The sequence below is a fragment of the Paraburkholderia sp. BL6665CI2N2 genome, from assembly GCF_004366535.1.
In the GTDB taxonomy this organism is placed as follows: Bacteria; Pseudomonadota; Gammaproteobacteria; order Burkholderiales; family Burkholderiaceae; genus Paraburkholderia.
The window spans coordinates 7,368,949-7,389,067 of record NZ_SORC01000001.1 but is presented as its reverse complement, the minus strand read 5'-3'; the positions used below and the strand labels follow the sequence as shown (position 1 = coordinate 7,389,067).

The window sequence follows — 20,119 nt, the reverse complement described above, 5'->3', positions numbered from 1 at the left end:
TCCATGTCATCCGCTACCCGATTTTCTCCCGGAACGATTCGTCTTGCCGCGTTCGCGGTCATACTCGGCGCTGCCGTGCTGGCCTGTATAGGGCTGTTTTCCAGTTCATCCAGTGAGACCACGAACGATGCGTATGTGACGGCCGATTTCACGCTGGTTGCACCGCGTGTCGCGGGTCAGGTTTCGGAGGTGCTCGTCGAAGACAACCAGCAGGTCAAGGCCGGTCAATTGCTGGTTCGCATCGACGATCGCGACTTTCGCGCCGCGTTGATGAGTGCCGAGGCGGACGTGGTGGCCGCCAAAGCAGCGGTGGCGAACTATGAAGCCGAAATCGCACGGCAGCCCGCGCTCGTCGATCAGGCGCGCGCCACGCTGCGCGCAGACGATGCGACGCTCGAATTCGCGCGCGCCAACGCCGCGCGTTACCGCAATCTTTCGGAGACCGGTGCGGGAACGACACAGGAGCAGCAGCATGCCGCGAGCGCGCTGGCCGAGGAACTCGCGCAGCAGGCGCGCAACCGCGCCGCACTCGTGGCGACCGGGCAGAACCTCGACGTTCTGAAGACACAGCGCGACAAGGCGGCGGGTGCGTTGGCCCACGCCGAAGCCATGCTCGAACAGGCGAAACTCAACCTGTCGTACACGGAGATTCATGCGCCCATCGACGGCAAGGTCGGACGGCGCTCGGCACGTGTCGGTGCATTCGTGACGACCGGCGCACCGCTGCTTGCGATCGTCCCGCTGTCGGACGCCTATATCGTCGCCAACTACCAGGAGAACCAGCTCGCCCGGATGCGCCCCGGCGACAGCGTGCGGATCAAGGTCGACAGCATGCCTGATGTGACGATCCGCGGACACGTCGATAGTCTTGCGCCCGCTACGGGTGTGAGCTTCGCGCCTATCGCACCCGACAACGCAACGGGCAACTTCACCAAGATCGTGCAGCGCGTGCCGGTCAGGATCACCATCGATCACGGACAGCAGGCCGCGTCTGCATTGAGCGTCGGGTTGTCGGTGGAAACGGAGGTCGCCGTCGGCAAGCATGCCGATGCACGGATCGCGCGGATCGCGGGAGCGGACGCGAAATGAACGCGAGCGACTTCTCCCTGCGCACGCCGGCGCTCGCATTGCTGCTGTGCTCCCTGCTCACGGGCTGTCTGGTGGGCCCGAACTTCGAAGCTCCGCAGACGGCCACGCCCGATGTGTTCAACCGCACCCGGAGCGCGCAGGCCGCGAGCAGGGCCGTCGAATCCGGGTTCACGTCGCAATGGTGGACGCTGTTCAACGATCCGATACTGGACTCGCTGGAACAGCAGTTGACCGACGCAAACCTGGATGTCGCGGCGGCCTCGGCGCGTCTGCGGCAAAGCCGGGCGCAACAGCGCATTGCCGGTGCCGATGAATATCCGACGCTGACTGGCGCCGCCTCCTACAATCGCGAGCGCGGCAGTCCGAACGGCATCCTGTCGCTGCTTGGCGTCACGCCGACGGCAAGTCAGACGCAGTCGGCCTCGGGCAGCGCGCCGCTCGGTGTCGCGCCGTTGCCGGGCGCCAAGGGCTCGCCCGCTTACGACCTGTACCAGTTCGGCTTCGACGCGTCATGGGAGCTCGACTTCTGGGGCCGCGTGCGACGCGGTGTCGAGGCCGCCTCGGCGCTCTCCGATGCCTCGTACGAGGACCGTAACGCGATCCTGCTGTCCGCCCGCGCCGAACTCGCGCGCGACTACATCCAGTTGCGCGACACGCAGGCGCTGCTGCAGATCGCCAAACAGAACCTCGACATCGCCCATGACGCCACGAAGCTCACGCAGAACCGCGTGCATGAAGGCGTCACGACGGACCTGGACGTGGCCAACGCGATGGCCCAGGCGGAGTCGATCGAAAGCCTGATCCCGACACTCGAATCGCGCAGCACGACCACGATCAACGCGATAGGCGTGCTGCTGGCGAAGGAACCGGGCGCGTTGCAAGCGGTGCTCGCCGAGCCGCGCGATGTGCCGGCACTGCCCGATCAGGTGCCGATCGGCGTGCCGTCCGAACTGGTGCAGCGCCGGCCCGACATCCGCAAAGCCGAGGCCCAGCTGCATGCGGCCACCGCGACGGTCGGCATGGCGAAGGCCGACTTCTATCCGCGCATCTCGCTGAACGGCAGCGCCGGGTTCCAGAGCCTGCAACTGTCGAATCTCGCCGACTGGGCGTCCGGCCAGTTTGTCGTGGGGCCGTCGATCACGCTGCCGATTTTCGAAGGCGGACGTCTCAAGGGCACGCTTCATCTGCGCGAGGCACAGCAGCAGGAGGCGGCGATTGTCTACCAGCACACCGTGCTTCAGGCATGGCGCGAGGTGGACGACGCGCTGGTCGTCTATGACGCCGAACAGCGGCGGCGCGACCGGTTGAAAACGGTTGTCGGTCTGAACCAGCGCGCGCTGTCGATTGCGCAGCAACGGTACAAGGCGGGTGCGGTCGATTTCCTCGACGTGCTGAATGTGCAGAGACAGTTGCTTGAAGCGCAGAGCAATCTTGAGCAAAGCAGGGCTGAAGCCGACGCGAACCTCATCACGCTGTGCAAGGTGCTGGGTGGTGGATGGGAGTCAACGTATGCCAGGCAGGACAGTCGTCATTGAAACCGTGCCCTGCCGCGTACAACAAGATGTGTCTATGAACCCCATGTTCCCGTCGCCGGCCTCCCGCAAACAGGAGGCCGGCGAGCATGCATCTTTACGACCCCGCCAACCGTTGCAGCATCACCTATATTCCTGTTTTCAACGCAGCGACCGGAAACTCACGCGAACCTCTTCCGAGAAAACTTGCGGCTGCTCCCAGGCCGCAAAATGTCCGCCTTTGGGCAGGCGATTATAGTGAATCAGCTTCGGATACGCGCTCACTGTCCAGCTCTGCGGGGCAGCGTAGATTTCATCCGGAAAGACGCTGACGGCAACCGGGATGGCAACGTGTTTGGGCGCGAAGAAGTTGAGCTTGTTTTCCCAATACAACCGGCCTGACGAGATCGCCGTGCTCGTGAGCCAATAGAGCGTCACGTTGTCGAGCACGTCGTCTCGCGTGAGCCCTTCGGGCTGGCCGTCGAACACGCGCGCGATCAAAGCCTGGCTGGCCGAATCGTGGTCGAGCATCCACGCGGCGAGACCGACCGGCGAATCCTCGATGCCGTACAGCGTCTGCGGGCGGTTCGCCATCTCCAATGCGTAGCCCAAGCCGTGTTTGTAGAAATAGTCGAGCTGATCGAACGCGTGCTTTTCATCGGGCGAGAGACCTGCTGGCGCCGGCTCTCCGAGCTTGAGTGCCTGTGCGACGTTGTCCGGCACAGTTGCCGGCATATTGGTGTGAATGCCGAGCAGTTCCGGCGGTGCCAGCAGAGCCATCTGCTCCGTGACAGCATTGCCCCAATCGCCGCCTTGCGCCACATATCGCGTGTAGCCGAGCCGTTTCATCAGTACGACCCAGGCGCGTGCGATCCGAACGGGATCCCAACCGGTCGCTGTCGGTTTGCCTGAGAACCCGTAACCGGGGAGCGACGGAATCACCACATCGAATGCATCCGACGCAGCTCCGCCTTGGGAGGTCGGATTGGTCAGCGGACCGATGATCTTCAACTGCTCGATGATCGAACCGGGCCACCCGTGCGTGACGATAATCGGCAACGCATTGGCATCCTTCGAACGAACGTGGATGAAATGAATGTCGACCCCATCGATCTCGGTGACGAACTGCGGCAGCGTGTTCAGCCTCGCTTCGACTTTGCGCCAGTCATAGTCGGTCGCCCAATACCGCGCGAGCTTCTGCATGGTCGCGAGCTGCACGCCTTGTGACGCATCCGTTACCGTCTCGCGGTCGGGCCACCTGGTTGCCTTGATGCGCCGCTTCAATTCGATGAGTTGCGATTCCGGCGCGTGCACACGAAGTGGACGAATGGCAGCCTTGTCACCGCCACTCGACTTCGTGACTTCCGTGATTGGTTGACTCGTCTGCGCGAAAGCGAGTCGACTCAACGAGCCCGCAACGGCGGCCGCCGCGGCCACGCCGATAAACCGCCGGCGCGACGGGGTCTGGGGAAGAATATTGTCTGCCATACAAGCTCCTGTTGGCAAAGAGTCCAATGAGGCGAAGCGATGAGTGCGGCAGCAACGCAATATTTTGGGCAAGCACCTTCACGATTGTCCAATTGAGCCGCCTGTAGAGGCAGCCGGTTGGCAGGCCTCGCATCGTTATCGCTTCGACCGACCGCAAACCGTAGTTCGCGGTAGTTGTTCCGATTGTGTGGAAGCCCGCCCGCCGGGTAAACGGTCAGGTTAGAACAACAGTTGTGTCGGCCGCGAACAAATCCAGCATTCCTTCGCATCGCTCAATATCTCGCCCTGATTCTTGATTGACTGTGCAGTCATGCTCATTGGTATCTGCCGAACGGCTGCCTACACTAATTCGTGTGGACCGGATGCCCCGTGCATTCCTTCTTCCGCGACTTTCCTCAGCCTTAAAAGGAAGCAACATGAAACAGACCCAATCGACAATCGCGCAGAGCGACCAGGCAAGCACCGCCGCGAATCGAAATGCGCAACCGGAAGCCGGCACGAAGCCGGAGTTCACAATCAAGCGCGTGACGCCGGCATACTGGCGCGTCACCATCGACCACCCTCCTTTCAATATCTTTGGTCCGGAATCCATACCGCAGTTGAATAGCGTGATCACGCAGATAGAGAACGATCCTGAACTGAAAGTCGTGGTGTTCGATAGCGCAGTACCCGGTTTCTTCCTGACTCACTACGACTTCGTACCGCCTCTCGAAGTCACGACGCGCATGCCGCCCGGTCCCACAGGCATGCCCCCGCTACCCGATATGCTCACGCGTCTGAGCCGCTCATCCGTGGTGTCGATCGTGTCTATCCGGGGCCGGGCTACGGGCGTTGGCAGTGAATTGTCCCTTGCGTCCGACATGCGCTTCGCCAGCCGTGAAAAAGCCGTGCTCTCGCAATTCGAAGTGGGCGCCGGATTCGTTCCCGGCGGCGGACCGATGTCCCGCCTTTCCCGTCTGATGGGGCGAGGCCGCGCACTGGAAATACTGCTGAGCGGTAACGACATCAACGGCGAACTCGCCGAACGCTACGGCTATGTCAACCGCTCCTTTCCGGATGCCGAACTGGATGAGTTCGTCGATGCGCTGGCTCGCCGCATCGCATCCTTCGACAAGCAAACCATCGGGGAGATCAAGCACTTCGTGAACGTTGCCACTCTCCCTCCCGATAGCGAGGTTGGGCCACAGTGGGAAGCGTTCATTACCTCCGTACAACGTCCTGCTGCACAGCGGGATATCAGCAAGCTAATGGAACTCGGACTGCAGAAGAATCCTGACGTGGAGATTCATCTCGACCGGTACACCGGCCAGGTCAATCAACCAGACAGATAATTCCACGCGCCTCGTAGCTTGTCGTGCCATCAGCCGCCTGGTTTTATTTCGGCGGCTGCTTGCTTACGTCGATCCGGTCAGCGCAGAAGAACCTTCATTCCAACGCTGCCTGGGTCACCGGCCTACCGATTCGAACGGCGATGGCCGCGCATGCCGAGCCTCAACTGGCCGCCGGCTGTAATCTTCGCGGTAGTCATTCAACGGCAAAACAGTCGCTGCATCCTTGACGTCGTATCGAGCCGACGATCTGAAGAACTGCGTGCAATAATCAACGAATGTCCTGAGCCGCGCCGGAAGCAGTTCCCTGTGCGAGTAGAACAGACAGATTTCAACCTTGCTGTCGAATGTCGTGCACAGCGGCAAGATATGCGTAAGCCGCCCGGCTTCGATATCCTCACGCACCATCGTTTCAGGCAATGCGGCAATGCCTGTCCCCATGAGGGCCGCTGCCCTGAGCAAGATTTCGTTTCCGTCCATCGACGACATGGGAGACACGCTCACCCGTGTGTCGTTCTCGAGCAGTTCCACGACGTCCACGCCCTTCTTCCGTGAATCCATGTCCAGTAGGAGAAAGTGGCGACTCAACTCGGCGGCCATTTCGGGAGTTCCATACTGCTCGAGATAGGCAGGCGCTGCGACGAAGATGCGCAGCGACTTCGACAACGTACGGCGAATCACGGCAGACTGCTCGACAAGATGCGGCGGAAGAATCGCCATATCGAACCGGCCGTCGTACAGGTTGGCGGCCCCCTCCTGAACGGAGACGATCAGATTCACATTGGGGGCAATGGCGTGATAGCCGCGTACCAGGCGCGAAAACGTTTCGCTCATCAGCATCGGATGCACGATCAGCCGCAGCTTTCCGCTATCGACTTCACGCGAGCGTGTAATGCGACGATTCGCTTCGTCGAGTTCTTCGAGCAAGCGGCAGCAACTCTGATAGTAGGGTTGCGCCGCTTCAGTCAAGGAAACGGACCTTGTCGTCCTGAGCAAGACCCTCGTCTGAATGCACCCTTCGAGCTTGGCGATCGCCTTTGAGACCGACCCCGTGGTCACGTTCAGCGACTCCGCAGCCTTGCTGAAGCTTTGATACCGCGCGGCCGCAACGAATGCACGCAACATGTAAAGCTGGTCCATCTCGCACCTCACTAGTCAATGTAGAGATGTAGAGCAGAGAATCCAGATGCCTCGAATCGTCACCGGGGAGACAATTCAAACAGCCGGAGAACGAATGAAGCGTAAGCGCGAACGCTGCGGGGCACCATCGTTCGATATGGTGTAACGCATCGTGCACTCGCGTGCCCGCCTAATACGTTCGGATGCGCGCACCTATCCGGCCTGAATGCTCGTCCGGTAACTTTTGCGCGGTCTCAGGACGCGGCGATCGCAACGCTTCATGTGGTGGCGAGATGTCGTGGTGCTTCGGGAGGGCGAAAATACAGGAGCGAATCGACTAGCAAATGAAAGAATCTAGATCGGGCTTATCTGCAACGGCTCTAGCGCATTGAGGGCCGATTCGAGGATCATCGCGCGGGCATTGACCGGCGAGGGTTTCGAGCGCTGCGGATGGAATATGCGGTCCCCGCGCCTGATCCGTTGCCCGCTCAACACGCATGTCCCTGACACCTTGGCGTTCGCGACCCGCCAGACCTGTGCGCCGTAAAAGCAACTCGTGGAATCGCGCCACGCAATGGTCACGGTGAGCGAGGTAGTCCGCTCGATCAGACTTACCTTCAGATGAGGTAAGTGACTCGTATCTGGCGTCGCCTCGAAACCACAGGATGTCGCGCGTTCCGGCACGGACTGCGCACCAGCGTCCACATTGGCGCGTCGAAATCCGGACGACAACAGTCGTATCGTTTGACTCCACGGGTCGATTCGGCTAACCAGCATGGCCGCGCTCCTTATGAATCGAAACGTAATGTTTCACTCTCGTTGAATGGGACGCCACCGCCGGCAACAACACGGTAAGCACCCGAACAGACGGTCGGTGACTCAAACGCCCAAGGACGGTTACCGCTTGTCCATCTCTCAATCCATGCGTCTGCGTGTTTGCTCCGAAGCCATGATACGGCCATTGAAGGTTCAACAGAATGCGCGCGCAGGAAAAGGGCTTTTTCTTTTTCCTCGGCAATGTTTCCGGCATTGGCCCGATTCTTTCCCCGCCTTCGTTTTTGCGCACGGATGGCGCGCGGTCTGCTCGTGTCGATATCCGCGAGACCAGATTTCGGTCCCATCGGATATACGGCCGTATGAGTTCACCACGCTTTTTCAGAGGCAACTCCACCCTTTCGCACAATGGTTTTCATCTGCAAGGCCGTGTACCTTAATTTCATGGCAAGACGGCTGTCTCGCGCGCCGTCACCTGGAGGGCGAGTCGTGAATGCAAGAGAAACAGCAGATTCAGGGATCGGCTTGCACGGCGATGCACTCCAGTCGACAGCGCTCCAAATACATAGCGACAGCGCTACCGTGAATGCGCTCTCCGAGCGGGTATTCAAAATACTCGTGCTTGTCGTCTGTGGATGGTCCCTCATTGAAGCGCCGCTGGAGTTAAACGGCACCGACGCTCACGCCGGGCTGCTTGCCCTGCTCCTGTCGAAGCTTCTCGTGGTCGGCACCGGTCTCGCTGCCGTTGCCAAAGCACGCTTCGCTCGCGGAACGTTTGCGTTTCTCTGCGGTGCGAGCGTGTTGGCCATCGCACCCGCACTACCGATGGAATTCAACCATTCCTTCGCGATAGCAATCTTTTCTTCGATCGAATGCTCCAGCAAGGCCGCGTGCGTATTGGCATTCGCCGTCGCATCGTCGCGAGACAAACTTTCACGCGAGCGATAGCGTCCTCGACAGGAATGCGGTTGCGCGTCGACGCACTTGATTGAGGAGGTGAATATGTCTCGCGTATTGCACAACTGGATTTATGTCGGCAGCAACGCCTACGACGAGTACACCTTCGTGCCATGGCTCAACAAGAACGTGTACCGGCGGACAGTGGATCTGAGCCGCGTCTGCCTGCAGTGATTCAATCCGCCAATCCGGGGTGTTTCTTTCACGAGCATCACTCGATTCATCAGAAGAAACAGCATCGTTGCGGATGACCGCCCAGGCTTCCCGGCAACGAAATAACAGCGACGGAATGAAACCAGCGAAGACCATGCGCAACAGGTAGCGATAAGCGCGAGCATTGCTTACTATACGAAAAGTATCGGCGTCAGCTTAGCGTGACGAACTTTTCGAAGATCGAGCGATGAAACATGACAATGTTGGGGCGGGAAGAGAATCATTGCCGGACTCGCTTGTTTATGTAGTCGACGATGACGAGTCCATTCGCGGCGCCCTAACTTCCCTGCTCATGTCGGTTGGCATTCACGTGAGAGCATTCGAATCGGCCGACGATTTTCTCGCCGCGGACATGCCGGACGTGCCGAGTTGTCTCATTCTCGATGTGCGTCTGCGCGGCACGAGCGGCCTGACGTTGCAGCAGGATCCCTTCAAGGAAAGTATTCGATTTCCGGTCATATTTCTGACCGGGCATGGCGACATCGAGATGTCCGTCAAGGCAATGAAAGCAGGCGCTTTCGACTTCATGACCAAGCCGTTCAGGGACCAGGATCTGATCGACACGATTGCCGCGGCGCTCAAAAGGGATGGCGAATTGAAACGCCAGGAGAGGATCGTGGCGGGCATCCGTCAAACCTATGACTCGCTGACAGCGCGCGAGCGGGAAGTCATCAGGTTGGTCGCCGACGGACTGTTGAACAAGCAGATTGCCGACCTCCTGTGCCTGAGCGAAGTGACGGTCAAGATCCATCGCGCGCAAGCGATGCATAAGCTGCAGGCGCGCTCAGTGCCTGATGTCGTCAGGAAGTTGCAACAGGTTCTGCCGTTGCACTGAGGCGTCGGCAATATGCGGATTCACCGCGCGCTTTCCGCGCCAGGTCGAGCCGCGTCTAATACGAACTGTCACTAAAACCATTCTAAGGTCTTATTGTCGCCGGTTCCGTAGGCCTGTAATTTGCCTAGAGGATTCAGCCTTTCTGAATCCTTTCGATGCCCTGCGGACTCGAGATGAGAACAAAGCGCTCTCCTGCAGTTATTGGGGTAGTGGACGACGACGAATTCGTCCGGATGGCGACATCCAGTCTGCTTCGTTCGGCAAACTGGAAAGTGATTGTTTACGAGTCCGCCAGCCATCTTCTAGGTGATACGCGCCGCTCGGCACTGAAACTTGTTGTCGCGGATATTCACATGCCCGGCATGGACGGTTTTGCGCTGCTTGAATCGATCAAGCTATGGAAGCGGCCTGTTCCTGTTATTTTCATTACCGCCTACGCGACGCAAGCGCTTCTCGAACGAGCCGAAGCTAGCGGAGCCTCCGGCTTCTTCTCGAAGCCAGTGGATGATGCGCGGCTACTCGCGCTGATCGGCGAGATATTGCAGAAGTGAGTCGGCTGAAAATCAGTCGGTTCTTCAGCGTGCGCGTCGCGGTGGCGGTCGCGTCGCGCGCTAGGCGCTGCCCGGATGCGCCAGGTTGCCTTGCGCGGGCAACGTGAATTGGAACGTGGCGCCTCCCGCTGCGTTCGATGTTACCCATAGCCGTCCACCGTGACTTTCCACGATCGAGCGGCAGATCGGCAGTCCCATCCCCAGCCCGTTGGGTTTGGTCGTAAAGAACGCTTCGAAAACGCCTTCCAGATGCTCTGCGTCGAGACCCGGCCCAGAATCCTCCACGCTGATGCAGAGTTCGTCGACGCCGGACCTGCCGGATCGGATCAGAAGCACTCGCTCGCGGATATCCGTGGCGCTCATCGCTTCAAGGGCGTTGATCATCAGATTCAGCATGACTTGCTGCAACTGCACCCGGTCGCCCTGAATCTGCGGCAACCCATCGGCCAGTTGCACGGTCAGCTCGACACCATGCTTGCGAGCTTCGCTGCGCATGAAGGCGATCAACTCGAGAATGGTTTCGTTGATGTCGAGGCCGTCTTTTCGCTGCGGCTCCTTTTTAAAGAAAGCGCGCGTGCGGTCGACGATGTTATTGGCGCGGCCGCCATCCGCGACGATCCGCTTGAGCGCCTCACGCACTTCGTCCAGATTCGGCGGGCGCGCCGCCAGCCAGCGCAAGGCCGCGCTGGCGTAGGCGATGGTTGCGGTAACGGGTTGCTTCACCTCGTGGGCAATCGACGCCGATAGCTGGCCCATCGTCGCCACGCGATTGGAATGCGCGAGCTCCATCTGGAGTCCGACATATCGTCGTTCGCTGTCGCGCACGTCCTGTTGCGCCTGCTTCTGGTCGGTCAGGTCGAGTATGAAAGCGACGCCCTGCCCCTCGCGGTCGCCGAACGCTGCCGCGCCGACCAGCACGGGCACGCGGCTGCCATCCTTGCGGATGTATTCTTTCTCGAACGGTTTGGCGCTTCCGGTGGTCGTCAATTCCGCCCTCACCCGTTCGTCGAGATCACGCCACTCAGGCGGAGTCAGATCGGGCCAGCGGATACGCGCTGAGACAAGATCGTCCCGGCTGTAGTCCACGATGCGCAGAAAAGCGTCGTTGGCTTCGACAACATTGCCTTCGAAATCCCAGATGTGGATCCCGATGATATTGGAATCCACCAGCCGCCGAACCTTTGCCTCGCGCTCCTGAAGATCGGCATAAAGACGCGTGTTCTCGAGCGAAATGGCCGCCTGTGACGCCAGCAAATCGAGCAGCGAGGAGCGGCGTGCCGTAAAAACGTGCGACGTGGCCGTGTTCTCCAGATACAGCAGGCCGCTGAGTGTGCCCTGCCTGACCAGCGGCAAGCAAAACAGGGAGCGTGTCGCGCCACTTGCCAGGTAGCTGTCCTGCGAGAACATATTGGGTGTCAAGGCATCGTCGATGATGACGCTCTTTTGCGTGTGCATCACGTAACGCAGAATGGCGGCGGGAACTGCGCAATGGGCAAGCGGCGGCCGGTTCAACGCGATCCCGCGTCCATCGATGCGCGCCTCCGCCTCGATCCGGTAGCCGTCCGGCTGCTGCGGCACGACTAGCAGGCCTCGGTCGGCGCCTGAGGTCTGCAGCGCTATCGTCATCAGGCGCTCGATCAGGCCATCCAGTTCGATCTCGCTGGAAAGGGCTTGCGACGCCTTGAGCAGCGTCGCGGCGTCGAACTGCCGCCAATCGAAGCTGAGCGTCGACGTCGCCGTCCTCCCGTCCTGATTGGCAAGGCGGGGAAACTCCGCGTCGAGTTGCGCGACTTTGCCTTCCGCGCCCCAAAAGGCAAAGCAATGACGCGCGTTGCGCAAATACGCATCGGCATTCGTCCTGAGACCGCTGCCTAGATAAAAGCGACCGGCGAGTTCGTTGGCGATGCCTTCGTGGTGTGGAAAGCCATTCTCGTGAGCGGAGTGGACAGCTTGTTCATAAAGGCGCATGGCGTCGAGATCGCGGCCCTCCACGCGCGCGAGCTCCGCGCAAACGAGCGCGTAGCGATTCTGATAGTTCTCCGGGCAGTGCTCAGCCCATCTTTCGAGCTTCCTGAGTTTCGCTGCAAGAACGGGCTTATAGACTTGCTGCTGCTCCGGGGATGCCTGCGGAAAAAGCGCCGTCATGATGAGCGCATGAAAGAAGTGAAAGGTCGGTTCGATCGCCAATGCCATGACGGAACTGAGGACCGCCTCCGCCCGGCCGGCCGCCTCCAATGCCTCGGCGTACCGGCCATCGAGAAAAGCGAGCATGACCTTGATGATGCGATACACGCCGATCGCGCAGCCGAAATTCGATTTGATGATGGCCTCGAAGCAGGCTGCTTCGTCGAACGTCTCGTCGTTCAGGTTCAACGGTTCGGTCGTCTTGCCGCGAAGACTGATGACGAATTGCCGCTCGACCCGGATCAACTCATACACCGCGTCGTTGTGACTTTCGCGCGCGAGCGCCGCGTACTTTTCCGCGAGCGTCTGCACGTCTTCGAGGGTAGCTCCTTTCTCGATCGTCTGCCAAACCGCGTTGAAGGCGACGTTGCCTGCGAAAACCAGGTCGCCCGCTTCCAGGCACGCAGCGGTGGCCCGTTCGAGAACCGGCAGATTAGCTGCAATGTGGCAGCGCCAGAAATTGACATGGGCGCCGTACAGATGCAACAGCTTGCCTTTCAGGCGCCGATTGCCGAACTTCTCGTTGAGCTTGAGCGACATCTCTGAAAATTGCACCGCGGTGGGGATATCGCCGATCAGGGACACCAGCATCAACGCGTAATTGCCGTAAGCAAAACTGGAGTTCTCGGTATTGCCGTGCTGCAAGGAAAGGTTGACCGCCTTGAGGGTAATGAGCGGATAGAACGCGGGCCGCGCGGCGAAAGCGCAGTTCATCGCCTGAAGGAGAAGGTTGACGATCGCACGGATCGAAGGATCCGTCGCCACCGGCACTTCAACCAGTTCGCCGATGGCGCGCCCGGCCTGATTGACGTGAACGTCCCGCAATGCATGGTCGAGTGCTGCCTGGATGTCCTGATCGGTCTCAGGAAAGAGAATGCCGAAATCGCGCAGCGCAACCAGCGCGACCATGAAGCTCTCGTCATATCTCCCGGCGAGCTGATACAACTCGATCCGCAGGCTGAAGACCTTTGCACGATCGAGATTGGAGCGCGCTCTCGCGAGCATCATGTCGGCCAGCGCGTCGGCTTTCGCAAAATCGCCGACCAGATATTCGCACTCCGAAAACGCGAGATAGAGATCGAACGTGCTGTCGTAGCGCTGCGTCCATGCATCGGGCGACAGCAGCGCCACGCCCTGCGCCAGATAGCTGCGCGCGGCCGCGTAAGCCGTCGAATTCATCGCGCGCCGCCCCGCGATGAGATTCAACGCAACGGCCTGTTCGCGCTCCGGCTCCGTCACGATCAGTGCGGCGCCGCGATTGAGATGGTTGACGATGTCGAAGATGGCATCTTCCAGCGCTTCTGACGGGGTCCGCGACACCAGCGCCCGGCCGATCCGCAGATGGGCGGCGGCACGCTCGTCGGCGGGGATTAGCGCATAAGCGGCCTCCTGCACGCGGTCGTGTGCGAATGCATAGGCATTGGCCAGGCGAAAAACGAGCCCCATCCGCACGGCTTCCCACAGGTTCGCGTGCATCGTCTCTTCCGAACCGCCCTGAACCCACGTCAGTGCGATCACTTCGGCAATGTTGCCGAGGCACGCCAGTTGCCCCAATGCGTCGCGCGTGGGCGCCGGCAAGCGGCTCAGCTTCGTGGCCATCAGATCGGCGACGTTCTCGGTAAAGCCCTTCGCACGAATGCGCGGCAGATCCCAGCGCCACGCCGCGGCGCGCTGATCGAAGGTGAGCAGGTCTTCATCGGCGAGTGCGGTCAGAAACTGGATCGCGAAGAATGGATTGCCGCCCGTCTTCTCGTGCACCAGTTGCGCAAGCGGGCCGGCAGTCGCGCTGTCGCAATGAAGCGAATCAGCGACGAGTTGCGTGACGTTCTCCGCTGTGAGCGGCGCGAGTTCTATCTGCTGCACCTTCCCTTCGGCGTGGCTGATCGACTCGAGCGTGCGCGCAAACGGGTGCGATGCGTCCACCTCGTTGTCCCGGTACGCGCCGACCAGCAGAACGTGCTTCACGTCCGGATGCGTGACCAGATGCGCGAGCAGATCCAGCGTCGCCGTATCGACCCATTGCAGGTCGTCGATAAACAGCGCAAGCGGATGCTCAGGCCGCGCAAAGACGCCGAGAAAACGCCGAAATACGATCTGGAAGCGGTTTTGCGCATCCTGCGGCGGCAGCACGGGCGCCGGCGGCTGCTCGCCGATGATCAGCGCAAGTTCGGGAATCAGATTCACCATCAACTGAGCGTTGGGCCCCAGCGCCTCCATCAGCGCGTGCCGCCACGGCTCGACCTCCGCGTCGCTCTGGCTCAGCAGGTTGCGTACGAGCGTCTGGAAGGCTTGAGCAAATGGCACATAAGGGATGTCGCGTTTGTACTGGTCGAACTTGCCGGACGCGAACAGGCCGCGCGGCGGCACCAGCACCCTGTGCAACTCATTGACGACCGACGACTTGCCGATGCCCGGATAGCCCGAGATCAGCACCAGTTCGACCGCCCCGCTGCCCACGACACGATCGAACGCGGTCACGAGCGCTTCGATCTGCGCCTCGCGTCCGTACAATTTTTCGGGCACCAGCAAGCGGTCGGATGCGTCGTGCGCACCGAGCGGGAACGCTTCGATGCGATGGTGCGCCTCCCATGCCACGAGGCACGACCGCAGGTCGGCTTCGACACCCGCCGCGGTCTGGTAACGGTCCTCGGCGGCCTTGGCGAGGAGCTTCAGCACGATCCCTTCGACCGGCTTCGGCAGAGCGTCGACGCGCTCGCCTGGCGGTGTCGGCCTGCGCGCGATGTGGCAATGAATCCACTCCATCGCGTCCGATGCGGTGAACGGCAGCGCGCCGGTGAGCATCTCGTACAGGGTGACGCCGAGCGAGTAGAGATCGCTGCGCGTGTCGATCGAGCGGTTCATACGGCCGGTCTGTTCCGGCGCCATGTACGCGAAGGTCCCGGCCACGATCTCCGGCGGCGCGGGCGGCTGATGTTCGTGCGGCAATTGCGAGGCGATGCCGAAGCCGGTGAGCCGTACGTTGCCGTTCCCGTCGACGAGCACATTCGCCGGCTTGATGTCTTTGTGAACGAGCCCGCATCGGTGAACGTGGCCGATGACCCGCGCCAGATTGACGGCAATGCGCAACCAGCGCGTGAGCTCCAGCGGACGGCCCAGCAAGCGATAGAGAGGCTCGCCGCCGTCGTCGTCGAGAACCAGCATGGGCGGCTCTCTGCGCCGGTACAGCGCGAGCGGCCGAGCTGCCCAGCTGGCATCGAGCAGCGGGGCTAATCCGTATTCGTGCTCGAGCCGGGTGATGCTCTGCGCGGCCGGGCGCGTGACGACCAGCGCAAGCACCGAGACGGCATGGCGGGGTCTCCTGGCGCGATAGAGAGAGAAGTCGCCGTCGTCGTGCAGCGGCTCCAACTCGTATCCGGTGAGATCCACGGCGGACTCCACTGTCGAGCGGAACCAGCGCTTCGGCACTGGCTCCGGTCCCACGCAGAACGCGGTCGACCGGAGCTTGGCGCATAGCGTTCACTTCGATCCCACGTAAAGAGGTTGCTGTAAGGCTGCGAATTCCATTTAGAAATTATTGTCCGCGCTTCGCGCCTTCCCGGCTATCGCGTGCGCGGCCGTCCCAGTTATTGAACAGCAGCCGGCGCGAAGCAAAGAAGGACCGCAAGAAAAACGGCATGCGCGGCGCGCTTCCCGCGCGCGCGGCATGCCGTTGCATGAGGCAGGCGCCTTCCGGCGAGCCGCACTGGAGCAACCGCGGCGGCGCGTACCCCTTACTGCTGTGGCAACGCGTAGGCAATCACATAGTCGCCGAGCTTCGTGCCGAACGAGCCATGGCCGCCCGCCGCGATCACCACGTACTGACGGCCGTCGATCGAATAACTCATCGGCGTGGCCTGGCCGCCCGCGGGCAGGCGGGCCTCCCAGACCTGCTTGCCGTTGTTGACGTCGAACCCGCGGATGTAGTTGTCCGCCGTCGCGCCGATAAACGCGACGCCGCCGGCGGTGACTATCGGGCCGCCCAGCATCGGCATGCCCATCCTGAACGGCAGCGGAATCGGTGAACTGTCGCGCGTCGTGCCGATACGCTTCTTCCACACGATCTCATTGGTCTTCAGATCGATCGCGGAGATGTAGCCCCACGCCGGCTGCTTGCACGGCAAGTCGAGCGGCGAGAGGAACGGGTTGATCACCACGCCGTACGGCACGCCATATTGCGGCTGAATGCCCGACTCCGTGCCGCTGCCCTTGGCGCCCGGCACCGGCTCCATTGGGTTGCCGGGGCCGCGCGGAATCAGACGCGAGACGAACGGCAGCGCGATCGGGTTCGCAATGGCGATCTGGCGATCGGTGTCGACGGCAATGCCGCCCCACTCGAACATGCCGAGGTTGCCCGGAAACACGAGCGTGCCCTGCAGCGACGGCGGCGTGAACGTGCCCTCATACCGCAGCTTGTGGAACATCACACGGCAGATGAGCTGGTCGTACATCGTTGCGCCCCACATGTCGGCGTCGGTCAGCTTCTTCGACGGGCGATAGGTGAGCTGCGAGAACGGCTGCGTCGGCGATACGTGGTCGCCGGGGGCGGCGCCTTGCGGCACGGGCGTTTCGGGCGCCGGCACGACGGGCACACCGGTGCGGCGGTCGAGCACGAACAGGTTGCCGGTTTTAGCAGGCGCGTAGACGACCGGTACGGTCTGGCCATCCTTGCCCGTGATGTCGGCGAGCGTGGGCTGCGACGGCTGGTCCATGTCCCACAGATCGTGGTGCGCGGTCTGGTAGAACCAGGCGAGCTTGCCGGTCGAAGCGTTGAGTGCGAGCAGGCCGCTGGCGTAACGCTCCTGCTCCGGCGTGCGGGTGCCGCCCCAGATGTCCGGCGTCGTGACACCCATCGGCAGATAGACGATGTCGAGTTTCGCGTCGTAGGCAGCGGGCGCCCACGAGTTGGGCGAGTTCCACGTGTAGTGCTCGCCCGCGCCCGGAATATGATTCGGATCCTTCGCGCCCGGATCGAATGCCCAGAGCAATTCGCCCGTGCGCACGTCGAAGCCGCGAATGACACCCGACGGCTCGCGGTTCGAGAAGTTGTCCTCGACCGAGCCCGCCACAATGATCACCTTGCTGGTGATGATAGACGGCGAGGTGGGCTCGTACATGCCCGCTGTCGTGACCGGCTGGGCGTGTTGGAGGTCGAGGTCGCCGTGGTTGGCGAAGCCGTCGCAACGTTGGCCTGTGAGCGCGTCGAGCGCGTAGAGGTGGCCGTCGTTGACCGGCAGGTAGATGCGGCGTGTGCAGGCTGCGGTGGTATCGCTCGCTGGCGCGGCAGTGGTTGAGGCGGCATCGCTCGCAGACGTGGCAGCGGCTGCGGTGGCATCACTCGGCGGTGCCGCTGCTGCTGCGGTGGTATCACTCGCCGGCGCCGCCGCGGGCGCGGCCGCCGCTGTGCTGGCCGACAAATCGACATACGACACGCCGCGGCAAGTCACGTGCTGGAACGACGGATCGGACTTCAGCCTCGGATCGAACTTCCATTTGAGCGTGCCCGTCTTCGCGTCGAGCGCGAACAGAATCTGATGGGGCGAGCATAGGTAAAGCAGATCGCCGATCTTGATCGGCGTGACTTCGTCGGTGATCTCGACAGGATCGTTGGGCCCCTTCATGTCACCCGTGCGGAAGGTCCAGGCCACCTGGAGATCCTTCACATTCTCAGGTGTAATCTGCTGCAAAGGCGAGTAGCGCGTGCCTTCCTGGGTGCGCCCATAGGCGGGCCAGTCGGCGGGGTCGATCCCGCTGCCGGCGCCCGCGCCGCTCGCGGGCGCGGAAGCACTCAAGGTGCCGTTGACCAGTTGCGGATCGTTGAAGTTCGCGTACACCAGCACGCCCGCCCATGCCACAAGCGCGACGACGAGTGACACCACACCCAGCTTGCGCTCGCCGACGAGCCGCCAACTCACGAACAGCAGCAACCACACGCCGAAGATAACGAGCACGCCGGAGCGCGGCGCGAGTGCCCAGAAGTCGGGACCCGACTCCATCAATGCCCAGATCGCCGTGCCGATCAGCACCAGCGCATACAGCACCAGCGCGGCGGGACTGCGCCGCCACAGCAGCCAGGCCACGCCCAGCAGCACAATGCCCGTGATGAGATAGTAGGCGGAGCCGCCGACCGCAAGAAGCCACGCGCCACCGATCAACAAATAAAGCGCGGTGAGCACGGTGAAGAGCAAGGTGATGACGCCGATGACGCCCCGGGAATTCGACTGACTGGTCATGATGATCGCAACCCTCTTGAGTGGATACCGCCTGCCGTCGGTACCGACGCCGAATTCCCACGCCGGAGCACGGGAAAAAGCATATCAGAAGGTGCGCATTAATCTGCTGTAACTGTGCATTCGCGATTAGCCGGCGCGCGGGCTCGTCGCTCGGGACGAAGCACGCCGAGTCGCGAGCTTCGAGAACGTACCGCTCCTGCGGTCGTTCTAGTTGGCGTATATCAATGCGGGGCGCACGCCGGCTTTCCTTTCGCTCTCCTTTCGTTTTTTCGCCGTCCGCGTCACGATGAGCCGACCATGCCTTATCGCGCCCTGCTTGCATCACTCCAGCCAAACCCGAAGCTTGACTGCAACGCGGGCGCCCACTTCGCGCACGCACGAAAACCCAGCAGCGCGCCGCCCACGGCAAACAACACGGGAATCAGAAAGTCCTGGCTCACGCGGGTGAATTCGAACATGAGCACCACGGCCGTGATCGGCATCTGCATCGAGGCAGCGAGAAACGCCGTTGCGCCGACCACCGCGAATGCGCCCAGCGACGCCCCCGGCCACACGAGGCTCCACAAGCCGCCAAGCACGATCGCCAGCAACGCGCCATTAGCGAGTCCCGGCGTGAGCAGCCCGCCTTCGGCGCCCGCGCGCAAACTGCTCGCCGAAATCACCACTTTCAACACCAGCAGCATCGCGGCGAGACTGATGGTCAGGCCGCCGTCGAATGCCAGCCCCGCAGGTCCCTTGCCATTGCCGAGCAACTGCGGGAAATGCATCGCGAGGACCCCGATCATCGCGAAGTTCAGCAGCGACAACACCGGCAAGCGCCAGTTCTTCGGCGCCGCCGCGCGCGAGCGCTTCATCAGTTCCGCGAAGCTCCACGCCGCCACGCCGAAAATCGGACCGCACACCACGGACCAGACCACCAGCGTGGGGCTCAACGTCATCGACGGGACGAGGTATTGATGCTCGTTGCCCAATCCCAGTTGCGCAACCAGCGCGGCCACCGACGAGGTCACGATGGCCGGCACCAAAGCGGGCCAGCCGAACGTGCCCAGCAGCACTTCGAGCACGAACACCGCGCCGCCGAGCGGTACGTTGTAGACAGCGGCCAAACCGGCGCCTGCGCCGCACGCCACCATGATCCGGCTCTGCGCGACCGACAGACCCGCCCGGCGCGACAGCCAGCCGGCCAACGCCGAGCCGATTTCGCGCGGCGCGACTTCGCGGCCGAGCGGCGAGCCGAGCGCCACGGTGACGATCTGCAGCACCGCGTGAATCGTCGTGCTCATGACGGGCATTTGCGGATCGTCGGACTTGACGGCCTGGCGAATGCTCACGAGCGGCCGGCCGAACCGATACAGCGCCCACCAGCCGATCCCCGCGACGAGGCCGCAGATGGTCAGCACGAGCAGGCGGCGTTCGGGCGCGGCAGCGCTGACGCCCTGCAGAAAACTCTCGGCGCTGATCACCTGCGTCACACTGTAGCCGTAGGCAAGATGCTGGATGCCGTGCAGCAGCAGCGCGAGCAGCATGCCGCCGAGCCCGGCACCGAGGCCTGTAAGCAGCGTGACAGCGGCGACCACGGCAAATGGACTCCGCTCGCGGCGTACACGCTCGGAAGTGATTGATTTGACTGACATGGTGCGTCGACAAAAGCGGAATGAGTAGGATGGCGACCATCTTATTCCGCGCCGCAGCATGAATCCAATTGATTTTTCAGCTCGACTGATGCGCATGCTGCATATATCGAACAGAGAGCCTTTCCGGGCACTGTCAAAGCTTGCATTGCAACCCGCGTCGCCTCGTTCGACCGACAGCTCACATATACGTCCGCGTAAAAGTGACC

General features: G+C 61.8%; 12 protein-coding genes. 7 read left to right on the top strand and 5 right to left on the bottom strand.

Features of this window, described 5'->3' with window-relative positions; all coding sequences use genetic code 11:
• Positions 1-3: 3 nt before the first annotated feature.
• A complete protein-coding gene (locus tag B0G81_RS33035; RefSeq protein ID WP_134141263.1) occupies positions 4-1,089 on the top strand; it encodes an HlyD family secretion protein in 1,086 nt (361 codons plus the stop codon).
• Positions 1,086-2,624 carry an efflux transporter outer membrane subunit gene (locus B0G81_RS33030; RefSeq protein WP_134141261.1) on the top strand — a complete coding sequence of 513 codons (1,539 nt, stop codon included), beginning with the start codon at positions 1,086-1,088 and terminating at the stop codon, positions 2,622-2,624. Before B0G81_RS33035 ends, B0G81_RS33030 begins: the two co-directional genes overlap by 4 nt.
• Positions 2,625-2,762: 138 nt before the next feature.
• Here the strand turns inward: B0G81_RS33030 and B0G81_RS33025 are convergent, their stop codons facing one another.
• Complete coding sequence (locus B0G81_RS33025; RefSeq protein ID WP_134141257.1) at positions 2,763-4,088, bottom strand: epoxide hydrolase family protein; 1,326 nt, start codon at positions 4,086-4,088, stop codon at positions 2,763-2,765.
• A 416-nt stretch (positions 4,089-4,504) separates the two neighbouring features.
• Between B0G81_RS33025 and B0G81_RS33020 the strand changes: the two genes are divergently transcribed.
• The gene (locus B0G81_RS33020) at positions 4,505-5,419 is read left to right on the top strand and encodes an enoyl-CoA hydratase/isomerase family protein (RefSeq protein ID WP_134143281.1); all 915 of its coding nucleotides are present in this window, start codon (positions 4,505-4,507) and stop codon (positions 5,417-5,419) included.
• Between the two features lie 114 nt (positions 5,420-5,533).
• Here B0G81_RS33020 and B0G81_RS33015 read toward each other — a convergent pair whose 3' ends face one another.
• On the bottom strand, positions 5,534-6,556 hold the full coding sequence (locus B0G81_RS33015; protein ID WP_134141255.1) for a LysR family transcriptional regulator: 1,023 nt from the start codon (positions 6,554-6,556) through the stop codon (positions 5,534-5,536).
• A gap of 1,242 nt (positions 6,557-7,798) precedes the next feature.
• Here B0G81_RS33015 and B0G81_RS33005 point away from each other — a divergent pair.
• The 4 genes from B0G81_RS33005 to B0G81_RS32995 all read left to right on the top strand — a co-directional run bounded on the left by B0G81_RS33005 (position 7,799) and on the right by B0G81_RS32995 (position 9,865).
• Complete coding sequence (locus B0G81_RS33005; protein WP_134141248.1) at positions 7,799-8,257, top strand: hypothetical protein; 459 nt, start codon at positions 7,799-7,801, stop codon at positions 8,255-8,257.
• Between the two features lie 54 nt (positions 8,258-8,311).
• On the top strand, positions 8,312-8,440 hold the full coding sequence (locus B0G81_RS45455; protein WP_258193729.1) for a hypothetical protein: 129 nt from the start codon (positions 8,312-8,314) through the stop codon (positions 8,438-8,440).
• Positions 8,441-8,666: 226 nt separating this feature from the next.
• Positions 8,667-9,314 (top strand): response regulator, encoded by a 648-nt coding sequence (locus tag B0G81_RS33000; protein ID WP_116116718.1) that lies wholly within the window; start codon positions 8,667-8,669, stop codon positions 9,312-9,314.
• Between the two features lie 209 nt (positions 9,315-9,523).
• A complete protein-coding gene (locus B0G81_RS32995) occupies positions 9,524-9,865 on the top strand; it encodes a response regulator (RefSeq protein WP_166679094.1) in 342 nt (113 codons plus the stop codon).
• Positions 9,866-9,925: 60 nt separating this feature from the next.
• On the opposite strand, the gene B0G81_RS32990 is transcribed toward B0G81_RS32995, so the two are convergent.
• The 3 genes from B0G81_RS32990 to B0G81_RS32980 all read right to left on the bottom strand — a co-directional run bounded on the left by B0G81_RS32990 (position 9,926) and on the right by B0G81_RS32980 (position 19,913).
• Positions 9,926-15,436: an ATP-binding sensor histidine kinase gene (locus B0G81_RS32990; protein ID WP_134141244.1), complete on the bottom strand. Its 5,511-nt coding sequence runs from the start codon at positions 15,434-15,436 to the stop codon at positions 9,926-9,928.
• A 344-nt stretch (positions 15,437-15,780) separates the two neighbouring features.
• Positions 15,781-18,279, bottom strand: a complete 2,499-nt coding sequence (locus B0G81_RS32985; RefSeq protein WP_134141242.1) for a glucose/quinate/shikimate family membrane-bound PQQ-dependent dehydrogenase — start codon at positions 18,277-18,279, stop codon at positions 15,781-15,783.
• A gap of 302 nt (positions 18,280-18,581) precedes the next feature.
• Positions 18,582-19,913, bottom strand: a complete 1,332-nt coding sequence (locus B0G81_RS32980) for a chloride channel protein (RefSeq protein ID WP_166679093.1) — start codon at positions 19,911-19,913, stop codon at positions 18,582-18,584.
• Positions 19,914-20,119: the final 206 nt, after the last annotated feature.

Bases quoted from the DNA above. Each gene is read 5' to 3' on its own strand.
- B0G81_RS33035 (WP_134141263.1), top strand. From the start codon at position 4: ATGTCATCCGCTACCCGATTTTCTCCCGGAACGATTCGTCTTGCCGCG.
- B0G81_RS33030 (WP_134141261.1), top strand. From the start codon at position 1,086: ATGAACGCGAGCGACTTCTCCCTGCGCACGCCGGCGCTCGCATTGCTG.
- B0G81_RS33025 (WP_134141257.1), bottom strand. From the start codon at position 4,088: ATGGCAGACAATATTCTTCCCCAGACCCCGTCGCGCCGGCGGTTTATC.
- B0G81_RS33020 (WP_134143281.1), top strand. From the start codon at position 4,505: ATGAAACAGACCCAATCGACAATCGCGCAGAGCGACCAGGCAAGCACC.
- B0G81_RS33015 (WP_134141255.1), bottom strand. From the start codon at position 6,556: ATGGACCAGCTTTACATGTTGCGTGCATTCGTTGCGGCCGCGCGGTAT.
- B0G81_RS45455 (WP_258193729.1), top strand. From the start codon at position 8,312: ATGTCTCGCGTATTGCACAACTGGATTTATGTCGGCAGCAACGCCTAC.
- B0G81_RS33000 (WP_116116718.1), top strand. From the start codon at position 8,667: ATGAAACATGACAATGTTGGGGCGGGAAGAGAATCATTGCCGGACTCG.
- B0G81_RS32985 (WP_134141242.1), bottom strand. From the start codon at position 18,279: ATGACCAGTCAGTCGAATTCCCGGGGCGTCATCGGCGTCATCACCTTG.
- B0G81_RS32980 (WP_166679093.1), bottom strand. From the start codon at position 19,913: ATGTCAGTCAAATCAATCACTTCCGAGCGTGTACGCCGCGAGCGGAGT.